At 46.1% G+C, this 18,556-nt stretch carries 19 protein-coding genes; 11 read left to right on the top strand and 8 right to left on the bottom strand.

Features of this window, described 5'->3' with window-relative positions; all coding sequences use genetic code 11:
• Positions 1-110: 110 nt before the first annotated feature.
• The 3 genes from MHB72_RS08745 to mreBH all read right to left on the bottom strand — a co-directional run bounded on the left by MHB72_RS08745 (position 111) and on the right by mreBH (position 2,645).
• The gene (locus MHB72_RS08745) at positions 111-1,343 is read right to left on the bottom strand and encodes an aminopeptidase (protein WP_216920489.1); all 1,233 of its coding nucleotides are present in this window, start codon (positions 1,341-1,343) and stop codon (positions 111-113) included.
• Between the two features lie 89 nt (positions 1,344-1,432).
• Positions 1,433-1,564, bottom strand: a complete 132-nt coding sequence (locus MHB72_RS08750) for a protein YkpC (RefSeq protein ID WP_003181378.1) — start codon at positions 1,562-1,564, stop codon at positions 1,433-1,435.
• A 73-nt stretch (positions 1,565-1,637) separates the two neighbouring features.
• The gene (gene mreBH / locus MHB72_RS08755; RefSeq protein ID WP_020451234.1) at positions 1,638-2,645 is read right to left on the bottom strand and encodes a rod-share determining protein MreBH; all 1,008 of its coding nucleotides are present in this window, start codon (positions 2,643-2,645) and stop codon (positions 1,638-1,640) included.
• A gap of 305 nt (positions 2,646-2,950) precedes the next feature.
• Here mreBH and MHB72_RS08760 point away from each other — a divergent pair, with 305 nt between their 5' ends.
• From MHB72_RS08760 to ade, 4 genes are all read left to right on the top strand, one after another.
• The gene (locus tag MHB72_RS08760; RefSeq protein WP_020451235.1) at positions 2,951-3,238 is read left to right on the top strand and encodes an AbrB/MazE/SpoVT family DNA-binding domain-containing protein; all 288 of its coding nucleotides are present in this window, start codon (positions 2,951-2,953) and stop codon (positions 3,236-3,238) included.
• 167 nt (positions 3,239-3,405) lie between these two features.
• Entirely contained in the window at positions 3,406-4,743 is a 1,338-nt protein-coding gene (locus MHB72_RS08765) for an ATP-binding protein (RefSeq protein WP_020451236.1), read from the top strand.
• A 63-nt stretch (positions 4,744-4,806) separates the two neighbouring features.
• Positions 4,807-5,469 carry a potassium channel family protein gene (locus MHB72_RS08770; RefSeq protein WP_020451237.1) on the top strand — a complete coding sequence of 221 codons (663 nt, stop codon included), beginning with the start codon at positions 4,807-4,809 and terminating at the stop codon, positions 5,467-5,469.
• A gap of 127 nt (positions 5,470-5,596) precedes the next feature.
• Positions 5,597-7,318, top strand: coding sequence for an adenine deaminase (gene ade, locus MHB72_RS08775; RefSeq protein ID WP_023857279.1), 1,722 nt, complete (start codon positions 5,597-5,599; stop codon positions 7,316-7,318).
• A 47-nt stretch (positions 7,319-7,365) separates the two neighbouring features.
• On the opposite strand, the gene rnjA is transcribed toward ade, so the two are convergent.
• Both rnjA and MHB72_RS08785 read right to left on the bottom strand, forming a co-directional pair.
• Positions 7,366-9,033 (bottom strand): ribonuclease J1, encoded by a 1,668-nt coding sequence (gene rnjA / locus MHB72_RS08780; protein ID WP_020451239.1) that lies wholly within the window; start codon positions 9,031-9,033, stop codon positions 7,366-7,368.
• A gap of 4 nt (positions 9,034-9,037) precedes the next feature.
• Positions 9,038-9,247, bottom strand: a complete 210-nt coding sequence (locus MHB72_RS08785) for a DNA-dependent RNA polymerase subunit epsilon (RefSeq protein WP_020451240.1) — start codon at positions 9,245-9,247, stop codon at positions 9,038-9,040.
• Positions 9,248-9,645: 398 nt separating this feature from the next.
• On the opposite strand from MHB72_RS08785, the gene MHB72_RS08790 reads away from it, so the two are divergent.
• On the top strand, positions 9,646-10,422 hold the full coding sequence (locus MHB72_RS08790) for a Cof-type HAD-IIB family hydrolase (protein ID WP_216920490.1): 777 nt from the start codon (positions 9,646-9,648) through the stop codon (positions 10,420-10,422).
• A gap of 37 nt (positions 10,423-10,459) precedes the next feature.
• Here the strand turns inward: MHB72_RS08790 and def are convergent, their stop codons facing one another.
• Both def and MHB72_RS08800 read right to left on the bottom strand, forming a co-directional pair.
• On the bottom strand, positions 10,460-11,014 hold the full coding sequence (def, locus tag MHB72_RS08795) for a peptide deformylase (protein WP_023857276.1): 555 nt from the start codon (positions 11,012-11,014) through the stop codon (positions 10,460-10,462).
• A 120-nt stretch (positions 11,015-11,134) separates the two neighbouring features.
• Positions 11,135-11,266: a YjcZ family sporulation protein gene (locus MHB72_RS08800; protein ID WP_003181399.1), complete on the bottom strand. Its 132-nt coding sequence runs from the start codon at positions 11,264-11,266 to the stop codon at positions 11,135-11,137.
• Positions 11,267-11,523: 257 nt separating this feature from the next.
• On the opposite strand from MHB72_RS08800, the gene MHB72_RS08805 reads away from it, so the two are divergent.
• The 5 genes from MHB72_RS08805 (at position 11,524) to lpdA (ending at position 17,555) form a co-directional block, all read left to right on the top strand.
• Positions 11,524-12,192, top strand: coding sequence for a YkyA family protein (locus MHB72_RS08805; RefSeq protein WP_023857275.1), 669 nt, complete (start codon positions 11,524-11,526; stop codon positions 12,190-12,192).
• A gap of 397 nt (positions 12,193-12,589) precedes the next feature.
• On the top strand, positions 12,590-13,705 hold the full coding sequence (pdhA, locus tag MHB72_RS08810) for a pyruvate dehydrogenase (acetyl-transferring) E1 component subunit alpha (RefSeq protein ID WP_216920492.1): 1,116 nt from the start codon (positions 12,590-12,592) through the stop codon (positions 13,703-13,705).
• Between the two features lie 3 nt (positions 13,706-13,708).
• Positions 13,709-14,686, top strand: coding sequence for a pyruvate dehydrogenase complex E1 component subunit beta (gene pdhB, locus MHB72_RS08815; RefSeq protein ID WP_020451245.1), 978 nt, complete (start codon positions 13,709-13,711; stop codon positions 14,684-14,686).
• A gap of 159 nt (positions 14,687-14,845) precedes the next feature.
• Positions 14,846-16,138 carry a dihydrolipoamide acetyltransferase family protein gene (locus tag MHB72_RS08820; protein WP_216920494.1) on the top strand — a complete coding sequence of 431 codons (1,293 nt, stop codon included), beginning with the start codon at positions 14,846-14,848 and terminating at the stop codon, positions 16,136-16,138.
• A gap of 4 nt (positions 16,139-16,142) precedes the next feature.
• On the top strand, positions 16,143-17,555 hold the full coding sequence (gene lpdA, locus MHB72_RS08825; protein WP_020451247.1) for a dihydrolipoyl dehydrogenase: 1,413 nt from the start codon (positions 16,143-16,145) through the stop codon (positions 17,553-17,555).
• 88 nt (positions 17,556-17,643) lie between these two features.
• On the opposite strand, the gene MHB72_RS08830 is transcribed toward lpdA, so the two are convergent.
• Positions 17,644-18,024 carry a hypothetical protein gene (locus MHB72_RS08830; RefSeq protein WP_020451248.1) on the bottom strand — a complete coding sequence of 127 codons (381 nt, stop codon included), beginning with the start codon at positions 18,022-18,024 and terminating at the stop codon, positions 17,644-17,646.
• 377 nt (positions 18,025-18,401) lie between these two features.
• Between MHB72_RS08830 and MHB72_RS08835 the strand changes: the two genes are divergently transcribed.
• The gene (locus tag MHB72_RS08835) at positions 18,402-18,521 is read left to right on the top strand and encodes a GapA-binding peptide SR1P (RefSeq protein ID WP_020451249.1); all 120 of its coding nucleotides are present in this window, start codon (positions 18,402-18,404) and stop codon (positions 18,519-18,521) included.
• Positions 18,522-18,556 lie beyond the last annotated feature (35 nt).

Raw genomic sequence — 18,556 nt, forward strand, 5'->3', positions numbered from 1 at the left:
GGACGGCTTTATAGCTCCATCTATGTACGGAAGTTAGAAAGGCTGGCAGCATGCGGAAATGATATAAAAGGACCTCAGAAAACTTCTGAGGTCCTTTTGTGCGGAAGGCTTTAGATCGCCCAGTTGCCGTTTCTGAAAATCGGCTCTCTTTTTCCGTCTGCTGTGATTCCGTCTATATTCATTTCTCCTGAACCGATCATGAAGTCAACATGTGTAATGCTTTCGTTTAATCCTTCTTTCGCCAGCTCTTCGCGCGACATCTGCTTTCCGCCTTCGATGTTGAATGCGTACGCACTGCCGATTGCGAGGTGGTTTGAGGCGTTTTCGTCAAACAGCGTGTTGTAAAACAGAATATTGGACTTGGAAATCGGCGAATCGTGGGCAACGAGCGCAATTTCGCCTAAGTAGTGTGAACCCTCATCCGTTTCGATCAGCTCTTTTAAAATCTCTTCACCTTGTTCAGCTTTGACATCGGTGATCCGTCCGTTTTCAAATGTCAGCTGAAAGCCGTCGATCAGATTGCCGCCGTAGCTTAACGGCTTTGTGCTTGAAACAGTGCCGTTCACTCCGTCTTTTTTCGGAGCGGTGAATACTTCTTCTGTCGGCATATTGGCCATGAACTCGATGCCGTTTTCGTTTGTGCTTCCGGCGCCGACCCACAGGTGCTTCTCAGGAAGCTCGATCGTCAAATCTGTTCCTTTTGCTTGGTAATGAAGGGCTTGGTAATGCTTGTCGTTTAAGACGCTTACTTTATCGCGCAAAGTTTGATCGTGGTCTTTCCACGCCTGGACAGGATCTTCACGGTCGACGCGGGTCGTTTTGAAGATCTCATTCCACAGCTTTTGCATCGCTGTCTTTTCATCTGCGTCAGGGAATACTTTTTTGGCCCAGGCCGGTGAAGGTGCTGCGACGACAGTCCAGCTGACTTTATCCGATTGAATCATTTGCCTGTATGTATGCATCGCCTTTCCGGCGGCTTTTTGCTGGGCCGCGATTTTTTTGGAATCGATGCCTTTCAAAAGATCAGGGCTTGAAGAGACAATGGAAATAAAAGCGGCGCCTTCCTTAGCGAGCGTCTCCAGACCTTTCGCTTCCCACTCAGGGAATTCTTCAAAGGCTTCCGCTGGGGCCAGCTCATATTTCAGCCTTGTCACCTCATCATCCTGCCAGCGGACCGTTACGTTTTTTGCCCCTATTTGATAGGCGCTTTTGACGAGGAGCCGTGCAAAATCGCGTACTTCTGTTGACGCGTTGATAACGACTTTCTGTCCTTTTTGAACGTTTACACCGACTTCGGCTACAAGCTTCGCATATTTGCTCAGTTTATCAGTAAACGAATTCATTGGCAAAACCTCCTTTATTGTCCATAACATCATATCAAATATTTGATTGAAAAGAAAAAAAGACGCAGCCCGGTAAGGCTGCATCTTTTTTAACGGTTGATTTTGGCCGTTTGGCCGGGGGGCGAGCTTGGCATGTTTGCAAGGGAGATGCTCATCCCCCCGAGAATAATACCGCTTAAAATAACGGTGATGGCCAGGCGTCTTCCCATATCTCTAAGCATGTTCTTCCTCCTTATCGTTTCTCCATTCCTCACGATATGAAAGAAGCAGGGAAAAAAGACGCGAAAACAAAAATTATTTAGCCGCTTTTTGCAATTTATCGATCACTTCAAGAGAGCGGCCCGTTCCGATGGCGACAGACTCGAGCGGATTTGCAGCAACATGCACGGGCACAACGATTTCCTGTGATAGCCATTCTTTGATGCCGTTCAATAGCGCGCCTCCTCCGGTTAAAATCACGCCCCGGTCTACAATGTCTCCGCTCAGCTCGGGAGGACAGTCTTCAAGCGTCGCTCTGATGGCTTCGATAATATGAAGGAGCGATTCGCGCATCGCCTTCTGAATCTCTATTGATTCCAGGGTAATCGTTTTCGGCAGGCCTGTGACAAGGTCGCGCCCTCTGACTTCCATCGTTTTCGTCTCATGGTCAATCAATGCGTAGCCGATCTCAATCTTGACTTCTTCGGCCGTCCGTTCACCGATCAGCAGGTTGTATTTTTTTCTGACGAATGACACGATGTCTTCATCAAGCTGGTCGCCGCCGATCCGGATCGAGTGGCATGAGACTACGCCTCCGAATGAAATGATCGCCACTTCTGTCGTGCCGCCGCCGATATCGACGACAACGTTTGCGACAGGTTCATCGACAGGCAGGTCTGCGCCGATGGCGGCAGCGACAGGCTCCTCAATCAAATGGACTTGCTTGGCTCCGCAGTTTTTGACAGCATCGCTGATCGCACGCCGTTCAACCGCGGTTGAACCGGATGGCGTGCAGACGACGACGCTCGGCTTTCTGAAAGTAAAGCCGATGTTCTTTCCGGCTTTTTTCATAATCTGCTTCAAGAGGTCTGTCGTCATGTCATAATCGGCGATGACTCCGTCTTTCATCGGTCTGACCGCGACGATTTTTCCCGGTGTCTTTCCGATCATGTTTTTGGCTTCTGTTCCGACCGCCAATACGCTCTTTGTTTCCGTATCCACGGCGACAACGGAAGGCTCATTTAAAATGATTCCTTTGTTTTTGCTGTAAACCAATATGTTAGCTGTGCCTAGATCAATTCCGATCTCGGTTGTTTGAAACATGTTTTCACCCAATCTCTATTTAAAATTTTTCCGAAAAACGAAATTTTCTTCGTGCTGAAAAAATGAATTTCATTTAAATTTTCTCAAATGATCGGCGATTTTTGGGGGTTTGTGACGAGTTTGAAACCAATCTGTAAAATGCTGTCCTCATATTGACATGATGAGAAAAATATTCATTTTTATGACCGAATTTTTGTCAAAGAAACGTTCAATAAGGGAAACCTTTTTCAGTCTTCGTTCGTCTATCGTTATGCTAAGACAATATCTTAGAAAAATAGAAACAAAAGAGGAAGTAGGCGAAAGTTTTGAAAGCAATTGGAGTTGTGAGAAAAGTAGACGAACTCGGCCGGATCGTGATGCCGATTGAATTGAGAAGAGCTTTGGATATTTCGATCAAGGACAGCATCGAATTCTTTGTCGACCAAGATAAAATTGTCCTGAAAAAATATAAACCGCACGGTGTGTGCCTGATGACCGGTGAAATCACTTCTGAAAACCGCGAGTACGGAAACGGGAAAATTACGCTGAGTCCTGAGGGGGCCGAATTGCTTTTGGAAGAAATAAAAGCTGCCTTAAACGAAGTGAAAGCATAAGATTTGAAGCCCTTCATCAGAAGGGCTTTTTCTTGCGTCGGCAGAAGATAAAACCGCCGTCACTGAAAAATTCAGCCATAGAGACGATAAATACTTCGAACAATCCTCTCAAATGTGGTGTAAAGAATGTTACAATTGACTGAGAAATACAAGTGGCAGGTGGGGGTATGAAAAGATATCAAGGACGAATCATTGCAACCGTGCTGGCAATGACTTTTATCATGTTTTGGAATTTTTTATTCTATGGGGTGTTGGGAAATAAAATCAATTGGACGGTTGATCTGCTGTTTACACTGGTGACATTAATCAGCGTTTGGTGGCTCACGCTTTATATCGATGAGTCCAATCAGCTTGTCTATAAACTGAAGGAGAGCGAAAAGAAATATAAAGAGCTTTCTTCAGAAACCAACCGCATCATGGATAACCTTCAGGAAATCGTCTTTCAGACGGACCGGATAGGATACATTACATTTTTGAATCAGGCGTGGACAACGTTGACCGGATACAGTGTTGAAGAGAGTCTTGGAACGATGTACAACGATTACTTTGACCATGAAGAACGGATCTCGAATCACCTGATCGCCCAGCTGAAGAACAAGGAGCCTGAAGGCAGGATCGAGGTGCTCTACCATCGCAAAGACGGAAGCAAGTTCTGGGGCGAAGTTCACTATAAACTTTATTATAAAAACGGTCAATTTACGAGCAGCTTGGGGACGCTGACTGATGTGACGGAACGGAAAAAAGCGGAGATGGAATTGTTCAAGTCGAATCAGCGGCTGGCTATGCAGTCTCAGAAGCTGGCGATGGCCGGGCAGCTCGCCGCGGGAATCGCTCACGAAGTCAGGAACCCGCTGACATCGGTAAACGGATTTTTGCAGCTGATGAAAGCGGAATATCCCGACCGGAAAGATTACTTTGACATTATTTTCTCAGAGATTAAACGAATCGATTCCGTGCTCGGCGAACTGCTTGTACTGGCCAAACCGCACCAGGTTCAATTTAAAAAGATCAACATCAATTCGGTTCTTCAGCAGGTGGCAACGCTTCTTGAGACCAACGCCGTGCTTTCCCACATTAAGATCGAAAAAGCGTTTCAGCACGGGGAGGAGTGGGAAATAAACGGCGATGAAAATCAAATCAAACAGGTATTCATCAATTTAATAAAAAACGGGATAGAAGCGATGCCTGACGGCGGAAAAATCACGATCTCCTCGGAGGTTGAAGGTGACTATGTGAAAATCAGCATCAAAGACGAAGGGGGCGGCATTTCCCAAGCCGATTTGGCAAAGCTCGGGGAGCCTTTCTTCTCAACGAAAGAAGAAGGGACGGGTCTTGGGCTGACGATTTGCCTGAATATTATCGGCGCTCACAACGGAGAAATGAAAATCGACAGCGAATTGGGCGAGGGAAGCACATTCCACATCCTGCTTCCGATCGACAAAGGGGCGGCATCCGAAGAGAACGATATTCAGCAAGGATGCTGCAGCCGCGCAACGATAAAATAAAAGAGGAAAAATTCCACTTCATATGATAGAATTTGTTCAGATTGACCCATGGAGGAATTACCGATGAAAAAAGAATTTGCAGTAATTGGACTCGGCCGGTTCGGCGGCAGCATTTGTAAAGCATTGAGTGAAGAAGGGCTTGAGGTAATGGCGATCGACAGAGATGAAGATCGCGTAAACGAATACGCCAAAATTGCCTCACATGCTGTGATAGGAGACACTACAGACGAATCAGTGCTGAAAAACCTTGGACTGCGCAATTTTGACCACGTCATTGTAGCGATCGGGGAGAACATTCAAGCGAGCATTTTGACAACGCTGATTTTGAAAGAGCTTGGTGTGAAAATGATTACCGTCAAAGCTCAAAACGATTATCACGAAAAAGTATTATCCAAAATCGGAGCGGACCGGATCGTTCATCCGGAGCGTGAAATGGGAAAAAGAATCGCCCACAACATCGTCTCCAACAATGTGCTTGATTATCTTGAACTTTCTGATGAACATAGCCTTGTCGAAATCGCAGCGAACGGCAAACTGGCCGGAAATACGCTGCTTGACCTTGATATCCGGGCCAGATACGGAATTAATATTGTCGCGATCAAGCGGGGGAAAGAAGTCATCGTATCTCCGCTTGCCACCGAAGAGATTCAAAAAGACGATATTTTAATCGTCATCGGCTCAAATCCTGACATTGAGAGATTTGAAAAAAAAGTTTTTCAACATTAAAATGCCATCGATCAGCCGCGGGAACCCCACAGCCCGCGGTTTTTTTGATCTTTTCATTGACTGTTTCAAACGATTCGGCTACGATATTGAACCATATCCATATAAAAATGAGAGGGGACATATATCTTTGGACAATGAGATGTTCATTCACCGGCTTGGCGCCGCCAGTCATCGCAAAAAAGCGGATACTGTAATTAAAAACGGAAAGATCATGGATGTTTTTAATCAGGAATGGTTGAAGACAGACATAGCTATCACAGACGGGGCCATCGTCGGTTTGGGCGATTATGAGGGGGAGAATACCATTGACGCAGAAGGACAAATGATCGTTCCCGGCTTTATCGACGGTCATGTCCACATTGAGTCTTCAATGGTGACGCCGCCCGAATTTGCCAAAGCGGTGATTCCCCACGGTGTAACAACCGTTGTCACCGATCCCCATGAAATCGCGAATGTCTCAGGAGTGAGGGGTCTTGAGTTCATGTTGGAGCAGGCTAAGATGACAAGGCTGAACATTCGTTTTATGCTCCCTTCTTGTGTGCCTGCGGCACCATTTGAAAAATCGGGTGCGGTTTTGAACGCTGCGGATTTACATCCTTTTTACAGCCGCGAAGAGGTGCTCGGGCTTGCGGAAGTGATGGACTATGTGGCCGTTGAAGCGGGAGAGCCGGATATGGTGCAAAAACTCATGGATGCCCATAAAGCGGACAAGCGGATCGACGGACATCTGGCCGGCTTGTCAGCCGGGTTCGTCAATGTCTACAGAGCGGCGGGCGTGCTGACAGACCATGAGGTCACGACACCTGAAGAGGCGCTTGAACGGGTCAGAAGAGGAATGTACGTCATGCTGAGAGAAGGCTCTGCGGCAAAGAATACACGTCATGTTTTGCCTGCGGTTAATGAGAAAAATGCGAGACGCTTCTTTTTCTGTACGGATGATAAGCATTTGGATGAACTGGTCGATGAAGGAAGCATTAACCATCAGGTAAAGCTTGCCATTCAAGAGGGACTTGACCCGTTTCTCGCATATCAAATGGGCAGCCTCAATGCAGCGGAATGCTTCGGGTTAAAGACGAAGGGAGCGGTTGCCCCGGGTTATGACGCAGACCTCCTTTTCATCAGCGATTTTGAGAACGTCAGCATTTCAAAGACGATGATCAACGGCGTGATCTGGAGCGGGGCAGAACAAAGCGAATGGACGGACGGCAAAGCGGCACCTGCTCTGCTCCAATCTGTCCATCTCCCTGATTTACATGAGGATGATCTGGAAATTCCGATCGTTCAAGGGAGTGAAATCAGGGTCATTGACATTATCCCCAATCAGCTTGAAACAAAGCTGTCCCTGGCCAAGCCGAAAAGCGGCGCTTTTTTTCAGCCGGATCTGGAAAGCGATCTGTTGAAAATTGCAGTGATTGAGCGCCATCGCGGCGTTAAAGGAATCGGACTCGGCGTTGTCAGGGGCTTCGGTTTAAAAGAAGGCGCCATCGCGACAACGATTTCTCATGATTCCCACAATTTAATCGCTGTCGGTACAAATGATCAAGACATCTTAAAAGCGGTTGAACGTCTCGGAGAAATCGGGGGAGGCCTCACCATTGCAAAAGGAGGGAAGGAGCTTCAATCCGTCGCTCTGCCGATTGCCGGCCTCTTGTCGGACAAACCGCTTGAGACGGTAAACGAAAGCTTAAAATCTCTTCATGCAGCATTAACGGAGACAGGATTTTCAGGAGCGTTTAATCCTTTTCTGACGCTTTCTTTTTTAGCGCTTCCTGTTATCCCCGACATTAAAATGACGACAGAAGGCTTGTTTGATGTTAAAGCGTTTAGGCATATCCCGATTCAACCATAAAAAAACGGATGCACACCGGTGCATCCGTTTTTTTGCTCAAGCCGCGATTAGACTTCCATAATAATCGGAAGGATCATCGGGCGGCGTTTTGTTTTTTCGTAGAGGAACGGAGCGAGCGTGTCTGTGATCTCGTTCTTAATTTCAGACCACTGCGTCGTTTTGCGTTCCATCACTTTTTTAAGGTGTCCTGCAATCAGGTCCTGGGCATCGTTGATTAAATCACCGGATTCTCTCATGTAGACAAATCCTCTGGAAATTAAGTCAGGTCCTGCAGACACTTTGAACTCTTTCATGTTGATGCTGACAACGACAATGACAAGCCCTTCTTCAGAAAGAATCCGGCGGTCGCGAAGCACGATGTTCCCGATGTCGCCGATGCCGCTTCCGTCAATATAGACATTGCCTGACGGGATTTTACCTGCGACTGAGGCTTCTTCGCTTGTCAAAGCAAGCACTTCGCCGTTGTCCATAATAAAGCAGTTTTCCTCAGGAATTCCGCAGTCTGTCGCAAGTTTGACGTGCATTTTCTGCATTCTGTATTCACCGTGAATCGGCATGAAAAACTTTGGCTTGATGAGGCGGAGCATCAGCTTTTGCTCTTCCTGTCCGCCATGTCCTGATGTATGAATGTTAGTCACAGCTCCGTGGATGACATCGGCACCCGCCCGGTAAAGCTGGTTAATTGTGCGACTGACGCTGATTGTATTGCCCGGGATCGGAGATGATGAAAATACGACCGTATCCCCGGGAATGATGGAAATTTGCCGGTGTGTGCCGTTAGCAATTCGGGATAGCGCAGCCATCGGTTCACCTTGGCTTCCGGTACAAAGAATCGTCACTTTGCCGGCAGGAAGCCTGTTGATTTCATTCGCTTCAACAAACGTATTTTTCGGACACTTAATATACCCGAGCGTTTGGCCGATTTCAATCGCCGACTCCATGCTTCGTCCAAATACGGCAACCTTCCGTCCGTTTGCAACAGCTGCTTCGATCACCTGCTGCAGGCGGTGGATGTTTGACGCGAAGGTTGCGAAGATGATCCGCCCTTCAACTTTTCGGAAAATATCATCAATGCTTTCTCCGACTTTGCGCTCTGACATCGTGAAATCAGGGATTTCACTGTTGGTGCTGTCAGAAAGCAGACAAAGCACGCCTTCTTTTCCGATTTCGGCCATCTTGGTCAAGTTGGCAGGTTCGCCTACCGGTGTAAAATCGAATTTAAAGTCACCGGTATGTACGATGTTTCCTTGCGGTGTTTTTACGACAATCCCGTATGAGTCCGGAATGCTGTGGGTCGTCCTGAAAAAAGAAACCGACGTTTTTCTGAATTTGACGATATCGTCTTCTTCAATGATATGAAGCTTTGTTTGACGCAGCAGACCGTGCTCTTCAAGCTTCTTTCTGAGAAGGCCGATGGCGAGCTGTCCGCCGTAAACGGGAATGTTCACCTGTTTGAGCAGGTACGGAATTCCGCCGATATGGTCTTCGTGGCCGTGCGTAATAAAAAGACCTTTGATTTTTTCTTCGTTTTTGACTAGATAGGTGTAGTCGGGGATGACATAGTCGATTCCGAGGAGCTCGTCTTCCGGAAACTTAATCCCCGCATCGATGAGCACGATCTCGTCCTGAAACTGGACCCCGTACGTGTTTTTGCCGATTTCCCCAAGTCCTCCAAGGGCAAATACAGCCGTTTGATCATTTTTTACAAATTTCATTCATTCATAACTCCAATACTTTAAAATTTTCGCTTTGCTTTTCATATTCTAAAAAAGCGTCTTCAACTTGCTGTATAAACTCAATATTGTAGTTGTATTGTTTTAATTTAGATCTGACTTCACGTTCAGATTGAGCTTCCACAAAAATTGAATCTGTTTTTTCACGAACAGGTACTTCGTCATTGCTTGCTTGATAAAATACCTTATAGATCATCCAAATCTCTCCTTAACTGCCGATTGTTAGACTCATCTTTCTATTATATTCGAAATTGCCTCATAAGAAAAGCGCTTGAGAAAAAAAGGACTCTTCCACATGAGTGAAGGTCCTTTTAGGCAATCGACTTTCTGCGCATCATGCCATTCAGCTGTTTTTTTAATTTTTTCCGCAGTCGGCGTAGCATACGGATTCCTCCTTTCTCTGACTTGTCCGGTCACTACCGTATCTCTTTAGTTCTATTATATGATGAATCCGTCTATTGTTACATGGATATTATTGGCATGTTGATTTTGTTTTGATTTTGGAGTGAAAAGGTTTTCTCGCGTACGCAGTTTTTGTATGATGGTACAGGAGAACCATCAATCATACTAGCTAAGGGAGAAGGATTCACTGCCATGGATAAAAAGCTGATTTTCTTTGATATCGACGGAACGATTTATGATCATGATAAACGGATTCCCGACACCGCGAAACAGGCTGTCTCCGATTTAAAAGCGCACGGCCATCATGTTTTCATCGCATCAGGCCGGGCGCCGTTTATGGTCAGGCCTGTGCTTGAAGAATTGGGCATCGATTCTTTTGTCTCTTATAACGGACAATATGTCGTTTTTGAAGGAGAGGTCATTTATAAAAACCCCATTGCCGAACAGTCACTGGAAGCGCTGCTTGCGCATTCGGACAGCTGCGGCCATCCCCTCGTCTTCATGGGAGAAGAGGGGATGCGCACTACATCTGCCCGCCATCCGTTCGTCCACGAAGGAATCGGCAGCTTAAAAGTCAATCCGCCGGAAGAGGACCGCGCCTATTTTAAAGGTAGGGACATTTTTCAGGTCCTCTTGTTCTGTACGCAAGACGAGGAAGAGCGGTACAGCCGGTTTCAGGAGTTTGATCTCGTCCGCTGGCACGAGCGCTCCACAGATGTGCTGCCTTCTGGCGGTTCGAAAGCGGAAGGAATCAAAAAAGTCATTGAAAAGCTTCCGTTCGACAGAGAGGATACTTACGCGTTTGGAGACGGTCTGAACGACCTGCAGATGATCGAGTTTGCGGGAACCGGAGTGGCGATGGGCAACGCTGTGCCTGAGCTGAAAAAAATAGCCGACTTTGTCACAAAGCCCGTCGATGAAGACGGCATTCAATACGCGGTAGAAGCCCTCGGGCTTTTGAAACCATAAAAAAACGGATCAGACAAGATCCGTTTTTTTATGTGCATTATCTGCCGACAGGCGTTGCGTTTTCGGGTTGTTTCAGCGGGTTTTCTTTGTCGATATGGTCGTAAAACATAATGCCGTTTAAATGATCGATTTCATGCTGGAATACGATTGCCGGAAATCCTTTTAAGCGGATGTCGACGTTTTCGCCATCAAGTGTCGTTCCTTTGACCCGGATCCGTTCATAGCGCGGAACATATCCGGGAATCGGTTCGTCGACGGACAGGCAGCCCTCGCCGCTTGTCAAATAGCATTTTTGAACAGAGTGGCTGACGATCTTCGGATTGAAAAGCGCATAGCTGTAAAGTGTCCCGTCTTCATTTTCGGCATGAACTGCGATCATTCGTTTATTGATATTAATTTGCGGAGCGGCTAGGCCGACACCAGGACGAAGGTTGTACTTTTGAGCGATTTCAGGGTCCTGGCTGTTTTTGACAAACTCGATCATGTCGCTCAGCTGTTTGATTTCTTCTTCGCTAGCTGGCAATTGAACTTCTTCGGCGACGGTTCTTAAAGCGGGGTGCCCGTCGCGGACAATGTTTTCCATTGTGATCAACATCTTCACTCCCAACGATTCATTATGTAAAGTATAGCGGATCTTGCTCTTTTCGCGCAATCTCTGTGCATGATAAAATGACCAGCCGAAGGAGGCTGGTCATGACGGATTCATCAGGGGCTAGCAGCCTAAATAAGCGGCCCCTACAATAATCAGCAAAATAAAGAGAACGACGATCAAAGCGAATGTGCGGCCGTAGCCGTATCCATAACCGCCGCCGTACCCGTATCCAGGGCAGCAATAACCGTACATATGAAGACCTCCTCCGTTATTTTACGCCAGCCTTTTCTTTTTGGTAGGCAGGGCGTCTAATATAAATTATGTAAAAGTCCAACGGTTGTATAGTCGAATGCCCAACTTCAAGGAATTTTCCCTGAATGTTTTGGTCTAAAAGCGAAGGCGGCGGCATACCGATCTGATATCGGCTTGTCCATACGCTTTAGACTTCTGTTGTCAAACAAACGAATTCATTTTATAGTGGAATTTGTCGAGATTGGGGGAAGTTCAGAGTGAAATTTTCAAACATGCGGGTGCCAGCAGGCATCGTTGTTCTTTTCACGGCAGCATTTGTACTATCAGGCTGTCTCTGGAAAGATCCTGTCGAGTCTTTTCACGGCTCGCTGGAGAAGATCGTGGAATTGGAAGAGCCTTTTAAACAAGAGCAGGGTTCCCTTAAAAGTCTGGAAAAAGCCGAATCTAAGCTTTACGAGGAAATGATCAGGCTCAATATGGATGATTTTGACCGGATCGCTGCGCTCTCCGACAAAGCGCTCAAGAAAGCCGGAAACCGCGAGAAGCACTTGAATTCTGAGAAAGAAAGCATAGACGAAGCAAAGCAGGAGTTTGAAGCGAATAAAGCGTCGGCGGAAAAAATCGAAGATCAGAAGGTCAGGAAAAAAGCTGAGAACGCTGCTTCTTTTATGGAAAAGCGCTACAAAGCCTACGACTCGCTTTATGACGCCTATCAGAAAGCAATCGGCCTTGACAAAGAGCTGTACAAGCTGCTCAAAAACAAAGGTCTTAAACTGGATGACCTTGAGGCACAGCTGAAAAAAATCAATCAATCGTATGACAAAGTGCTGAAAGAAAGCAAACATTTCAATGAGTATACAAAGGATTACAACAAAGCCAGAAAAGATTTTTACAAGGCTGCGGGATTTGAGATGAAAGAGGGCTGAATATTCAGCCCTCTTTTTTCGACAAAATCTGTATTGCTATTGTAATACAGAATGCTGTCTATACTAGAACAGTTTGAAACAGTCTGAACAGCGCTGAAACAGAAATTCAGTAAAGCGAATACATTTATTGAATTTCAGGAATGAAATCGATTGACGAGTATGATCGACTGGTGTAAACTTAGCCTTGGTGGAACTTGTTGTATTAGTTTGTCATAAACTATAAATGATACAGTTTTAGAACGCGTTGTGCTGTCCTTACATAAAAGTTTCGACAACCATCAAAGCGGCTAATAAGAAATAAATATGAGTTGCGCCCGTCAATTTAGGACACCCTAATTCTGTATGTATAAGGGATACACGTCTATGACTGTCAAAAGAAAGGAAGAGGTGACTTTATATGGCTGCAAAAACGAAAAAAGCAATCGTTGATAGCAAAAAGCAATTCGATGCCATTAAAAAGCAGTTCGAAACGTTTCAAATTTTGAATGAAGAAGGCGAAGTCGTTAATGAAGCGGCAATGCCCGATCTATCTGATGATCAATTAAAAGAATTAATGCGCCGCATGGTGTATACACGCATTTTGGATCAGCGTTCTATTTCTTTGAACAGACAAGGCCGCCTTGGCTTCTACGCGCCGACTGCCGGTCAGGAAGCGTCTCAAATTGCTACGCATTTCGCGCTTGAAAAAGAAGACTTTGTTCTTCCGGGCTACCGTGATGTTCCGCAGCTGATCTGGCACGGACTTCCGCTTTATCAAGCATTCTTGTTCTCTCGCGGACATTTCCGCGGCAACCAAATGCCGGATAATGTCAATGCGCTGTCACCGCAAATTATTATCGGTGCGCAATACATCCAGACGGCTGGCGTTGCACTCGGCTTGAAAAAACGCGGCAAACAGGCTGTGGCGATCACTTATACTGGAGACGGCGGTGCTTCCCAAGGTGACTTCTACGAAGGCATCAACTTTGCCGGTGCGTATAAAGCTCCAGCTATTTTCGTTGTTCAAAACAACCGCTATGCGATTTCTACACCTGTTGAGAAGCAATCAGCAGCTCAAACAATCGCACAAAAAGCTGCGGCTGCAGGTATCGTCGGCGTTCAAGTAGACGGCATGGATGCCCTTGCTGTATACGCTGCGACACGCGAAGCACGCGAGCGCGCTGTAAACGGCGAAGGCCCTACCCTGATCGAAACGCTTTGCTTCCGTTACGGTCCTCATACTATGGCCGGTGACGACCCGACGAAATACCGTACGAAAGAAATCGAGAATGAGTGGGAGCAGAAAGATCCGCTTGTCCGTTTCCGCAAATTCTTGGAAAACAAAGGCCTTTGGTCTGAAGAAGAAGAAAGCAAGGTAATTGAAGAAGCGAAAGAAGAAATCAAGCAGGCGATCAAAAAAGCTGACGAAGAGCCGAAGCAAAAAGTGACCGACCTGATCGACATCATGTATGAAGAGCTTCCTTACAACCTTGCAGAACAAAAGGAAATTTATAAAGAGAAGGAGTCGAAGTAAGCCATGGCGCAAATGACAATGATTCAAGCAATCACTGATGCGTTACGCACAGAACTGAAAAATGACGAAAATGTCTTAGTTTTCGGAGAAGACGTCGGTGTTAACGGCGGCGTGTTCCGTGCGACTGAAGGATTGCAAAAAGAGTTTGGTGAGGATCGCGTATTTGACACTCCTCTTGCTGAATCTGGTATCGGCGGCCTTGCACTCGGCTTAGGCTTACAAGGCTTCCGTCCTGTAATGGAAATTCAATTTTTCGGCTTTGTGTACGAAGTGATGGACTCAGTTTCCGGACAAATGGCACGGATGCGCTACCGTTCCGGCGGCCGCTGGACTTCACCAGTGACAATCCGCTCTCCGTTCGGCGGCGGTGTTCATACGCCTGAACTTCACGCGGACAGCTTGGAAGGACTCGTTGCACAGCAGCCTGGACTTAAAGTCGTCATTCCTTCAACTCCGTACGATGCTAAAGGACTTTTAATCTCCGCGATCCGCGATAACGATCCGGTTGTCTTCCTTGAGCATATGAAACTTTACCGTTCATTCCGTCAGGAAGTTCCTGAAGAGGAATACACAATTGAAATCGGCAAAGCCGATGTGAAACGCGAAGGAACAGACCTTTCTATCATCACATACGGAGCGATGGTTCACGAGTCATTAAAAGCTGCGGAAGAGCTTGAAAAAGAAGGCGTATCTGCTGAGGTTGTCGACCTTCGCACAGTCAGCCCGCTTGACATCGACACGATCATCGCATCTGTGGAAAAAACAGGCCGCGCGATCGTCGTTCAAGAGGCGCAAAAACAGGCTGGAGTGGCTGCAAACGTTGTTGCCGAAATCAACGACCGCGCGATTTTGAGCCTCGAAGCTCCGGTGCTTCGCGTCACTGCTCCTGATACGGTATTCGCATTCTCTCAAGCTGAAAGCGTATGGCTTCCAAACCATAAAGACGTGCTTGAAACTGCGAAAAAAGTATTGGAATTCTAATAAGATCTGAACAATAAGGGAAAAGCTGATACCAGCCTTTTTCCCTTCATGCATTTCCACAGTCAGTCGGAGAAACTGTAGCCGTCTACTGACAGTCAGCCTAAATAAGCAGGCTGGCCATTATATCAACTACGTAATAATCTTAGGAGGTCGAAAACTGTGGCATTTGAATTTAAACTTCCGGATATCGGGGAAGGAATCCACGAAGGCGAAATCGTAAAATGGTTCGTCAAGCCAAACGACGAGGTAAACGAAGATGACGTTTTGGCAGAGGTCCAAAACGATAAAGCAGTTGTAGAAATTCCTTCACCTGTTAAAGGAAAAGTATTAGAATTAAAAGTTGAAGAGGGAACAGTCGCAACCGTTGGGCAGACAATCATCACATTTGATGCACCAGGTTACGAAGATCTTCAATTCAAAGGCGACGAATCAGGCGAAGCGAAAGCGGAAGAAGCTGACAAACAAGAAACTGATGCACCAGCAGAAGCAGCGGAAGCAAACGAGCAAGCGGATGCAGATCCGAATAAGCGGGTCATTGCAATGCCATCTGTACGCAAGTATGCCCGTGAAAAAGGCGTTGATATCGTGAATGTTTCAGGTTCGGGCAAAAACGGCCGCGTTCTGAAAGAAGATATCGACAGCTTCTTAAACGGAGGAACTGCCGGAAACGCTCAGGCTGCTCAAGCTGAAGAAAAAGCAGAGCCTGCTGCACAAAAACCTGCAGCGGCGGTTCAAGTGCCTGAAGGCGAATTCCCTGAAACACGCGAGAAAATGAGCGGAATCCGCAAAGCCATCGCAAAAGCTATGGTCAACTCAAAACATACCGCTCCACACGTTACACTAATGGACGAAGTCGATGTGACAAACCTTGTCGCTCACCGCAAGCAGTTTAAACAAGTTGCGGCTGATCAAGGAATTAAGCTGACTTACCTGCCTTACGTGGTAAAAGCTTTAACATCAGCTCTGAAAAAATATCCAGCCCTGAATACATCAATTGACGACAATACAGATGAAGTGATTCAGAAGCACTACTACAACATCGGTATTGCGGCAGACACTGACAAAGGCCTGCTTGTGCCGGTCGTTAAAAATGCGGACCGCAAAGCTGTTTTTGAGATTTCAAATGAAATCAACGAACTTGCGACAAAAGCACGCGACGGCAAACTTGCTCCTGCTGAAATGAAAGGCGCTTCTTGCACAATTACGAATATCGGCTCTGCCGGCGGTCAATGGTTCACACCGGTTATCAACCATCCGGAAGTTGCGATCCTTGGAATCGGCCGCATCGCTGAGAAAGCTGTCGTTCGTGACGGCGAAATCGTCGCTGCACCTGTTCTGGCTCTTTCTCTAAGCTTCGACCACCGTATGATCGACGGCGCAACTGCACAAAACGCATTAAATCACATCAAGCGTTTGCTGAACGATCCACAATTAATTTTAATGGAGGCGTAATGTAATGGTAGTAGGAGATTTCCCTATTGAAACAGATACTCTTGTCATTGGTGCGGGACCTGGCGGCTATGTAGCTGCCATCCGCGCTGCTCAGCTTGGACAAAAAGTAACAATCGTTGAAAAAGGCAATCTTGGAGGCGTATGTCTGAATGTCGGATGTATCCCTTCAAAAGCGCTGATCAATGCAGGCCACCGCTATGAGAATGCAAAGCATTCTGAAGAGATGGGGATCACTGCTGAAAACGTAAAAGTTGACTTTACAAAAGTTCAAGAATGGAAAGCCTCTGTCGTTAATAAGCTTACCGGCGGTGTTGAAGGCCTTCTGAAAGGCAACAAAGTCGACATCGTAAAAGGCGAAGCGTACTTTGTAGACAGCAATTCTGTACGCGTGATGGATGAGAATTCAGCTCAGACATACACGTTCAAAAATGCGATCATTGCAACGGGTTCTCGCCCTATCGAATTGCCAAACTTCAAATATAGCGACCGCGTACTGAATTCAACAGGCGCGCTTGCACTGAAAGAAATTCCTAAGAAGCTCGTTGTCATCGGCGGCGGCTACATCGGAACTGAGCTCGGTACTGCATATGCAAACTTCGGCACTGAAGTTGTCATTCTTGAAGGCGGAGAAGAAATCCTTCCAGGCTTTGAGAAGCAAATGAGCTCTCTTGTTAAACGTAACCTGAAGAAAAAAGGCAACGTTGAAATCCATACAAAAGCTATGGCTAAAGGCGTAGAAGAAAAAGCTGACGGCGTAACCGTTACGTTCGAAGTGAAAGGCGAAGAGCAAACGATCGATGCGGACTACGTACTTGTCACTGTCGGCCGCGTTGCAAACACGGACGAGCTTGGACTTGAACAAGTAGGCGTTGAAATGACGGACCGCGGCATCATCAAAACGGACAAACAATGCCGTACAAACATTCCGAACATCTATGCGATCGGTGACATCATCGAAGGTCCTCCGCTTGCACATAAAGCTTCTTATGAAGGTAAAATCGCTGCTGAAGCGATTGCCGGAGAAGCAGCGGAAATCGACTATCTCGGAATTCCTGCGGTCGTCTTCTCTGAGCCTGAACTTGCATCTGTGGGTTACACTGAAGCACAGGCTAAAGAAGAAGGTCTTGCAGTGACTGCAGCCAAATTCCCGTTTGCTGCAAACGGACGTGCGCTGTCATTAAACGAAACTGACGGTTTCCTTAAACTTGTAACACGCAAAGAAGACGGTTTAGTCATCGGTGCACAAATTGCCGGAGCAAGTGCTTCTGACATGATTTCTGAGCTGAGCTTGGCAATCGAAGCAGGCATGACTGCTGAAGATATCGCCATGACAATCCATGCTCACCCTACATTGGGAGAAATTACAATGGAAGCTGCAGAAGTTGCCATTGGCATGCCGATTCACGTTGTAAAATAATTAAATGAAAAACCCCCAGCAGGGGGTTTTTTTTATGTATTTTAATCGCTCAAGATAGAAAATCCCCTTGCACATACACAGGGGATTTTTAATGCTTCAATTCTTTTTGAAGAAGCTTTACAATTTTATCTTTATCTTTTATTTTTCCTTCAATTTTAACCAGTACTTTTTTATCATGAACAAGCAGCAAGCTTGGAAAGATTTTAACCTCTTTTTTCCACTGGCCTTTTTCATGTGAAATTTCCATATTTGAAACCTGTTCGGGAAATTCTTTTTTTAAATCCAAAAGCGCATCATAGTAAGCCACTTCCTGCCCCATATGCTCGTCATCGGAAAAAAAGATGAGCTTGAGGTGGCGTTGGTTGGCGCTTTGCTGCTGCTCATGGTCAGGCATGATGTGAGATAAAGAACATCCACTCGTCAAAAAAAGGAAACAAATTGCGGCGGTGAATATCGCTCGAAACCACATGACGTCTCCTCACCTCTCTATATAATGCAAGCCGATTTTCCTGTTCGATTAGTAAACAATTCCTATTTTATCATGATAATTGAAATAATCTTTCGTTGTTACCCATTTGTTACACAATTGATAACTGCTGTTTTATTTATGAGACGTTGCAGATTGAACGGATTTGATGGGTACATAGTCGGAATCAGCAGGGAAGCGTTCTGCATAAGCTTTAAGCAGGAATACATATATAACATGAATGGCCTTTTTTTTGAAAAAAGAGCAAAAATGATTTAAATGTGTTATACAATTAACCATTGACAATATTAATGTGACATAATATTATAAAGGTAACAAATTTAAACGCTTCCATTTTGAAAAGAAAAGGGGAATGAAAGATGGGCACGATCGTTTGTCAAGACTGCAATGAAACCATTCAGCATTTTGAAGATGAGAAAGTGACGATTCTTTACGGAACGTGCGGACAGTGCAACTGCCATCTTAGAGAGGAAGAATAGAAAAAAGCATGCGGCCATTTACAGTGCCGCATGCT

This window comes from Bacillus sp. FSL K6-1284 (genome assembly GCF_038002625.1).
GTDB classification, from domain to species: domain Bacteria; phylum Bacillota; class Bacilli; order Bacillales; family Bacillaceae; genus Bacillus; species Bacillus paralicheniformis.

Coding starts and splice junctions, on each gene's coding strand:
- MHB72_RS08745 (WP_216920489.1), bottom strand. CDS start 1,343: ATGAATTCGTTTACTGATAAACTGAGCAAATATGCGAAGCTTGTAGCC.
- MHB72_RS08750 (WP_003181378.1), bottom strand. CDS start 1,564: ATGCTTAGAGATATGGGAAGACGCCTGGCCATCACCGTTATTTTAAGC.
- mreBH (WP_020451234.1), bottom strand. CDS start 2,645: ATGTTTCAAACAACCGAGATCGGAATTGATCTAGGCACAGCTAACATA.
- MHB72_RS08765 (WP_020451236.1), top strand. CDS start 3,406: ATGAAAAGATATCAAGGACGAATCATTGCAACCGTGCTGGCAATGACT.
- MHB72_RS08770 (WP_020451237.1), top strand. CDS start 4,807: ATGAAAAAAGAATTTGCAGTAATTGGACTCGGCCGGTTCGGCGGCAGC.
- rnjA (WP_020451239.1), bottom strand. CDS start 9,033: ATGAAATTTGTAAAAAATGATCAAACGGCTGTATTTGCCCTTGGAGGA.
- MHB72_RS08785 (WP_020451240.1), bottom strand. CDS start 9,247: ATGATCTATAAGGTATTTTATCAAGCAAGCAATGACGAAGTACCTGTT.
- MHB72_RS08790 (WP_216920490.1), top strand. CDS start 9,646: ATGGATAAAAAGCTGATTTTCTTTGATATCGACGGAACGATTTATGAT.
- MHB72_RS08800 (WP_003181399.1), bottom strand. CDS start 11,266: ATGTACGGTTATTGCTGCCCTGGATACGGGTACGGCGGCGGTTATGGA.
- pdhA (WP_216920492.1), top strand. CDS start 12,590: ATGGCTGCAAAAACGAAAAAAGCAATCGTTGATAGCAAAAAGCAATTC.
- pdhB (WP_020451245.1), top strand. CDS start 13,709: ATGGCGCAAATGACAATGATTCAAGCAATCACTGATGCGTTACGCACA.
- lpdA (WP_020451247.1), top strand. CDS start 16,143: ATGGTAGTAGGAGATTTCCCTATTGAAACAGATACTCTTGTCATTGGT.
- MHB72_RS08830 (WP_020451248.1), bottom strand. CDS start 18,024: ATGTGGTTTCGAGCGATATTCACCGCCGCAATTTGTTTCCTTTTTTTG.
- MHB72_RS08835 (WP_020451249.1), top strand. CDS start 18,402: ATGGGCACGATCGTTTGTCAAGACTGCAATGAAACCATTCAGCATTTT.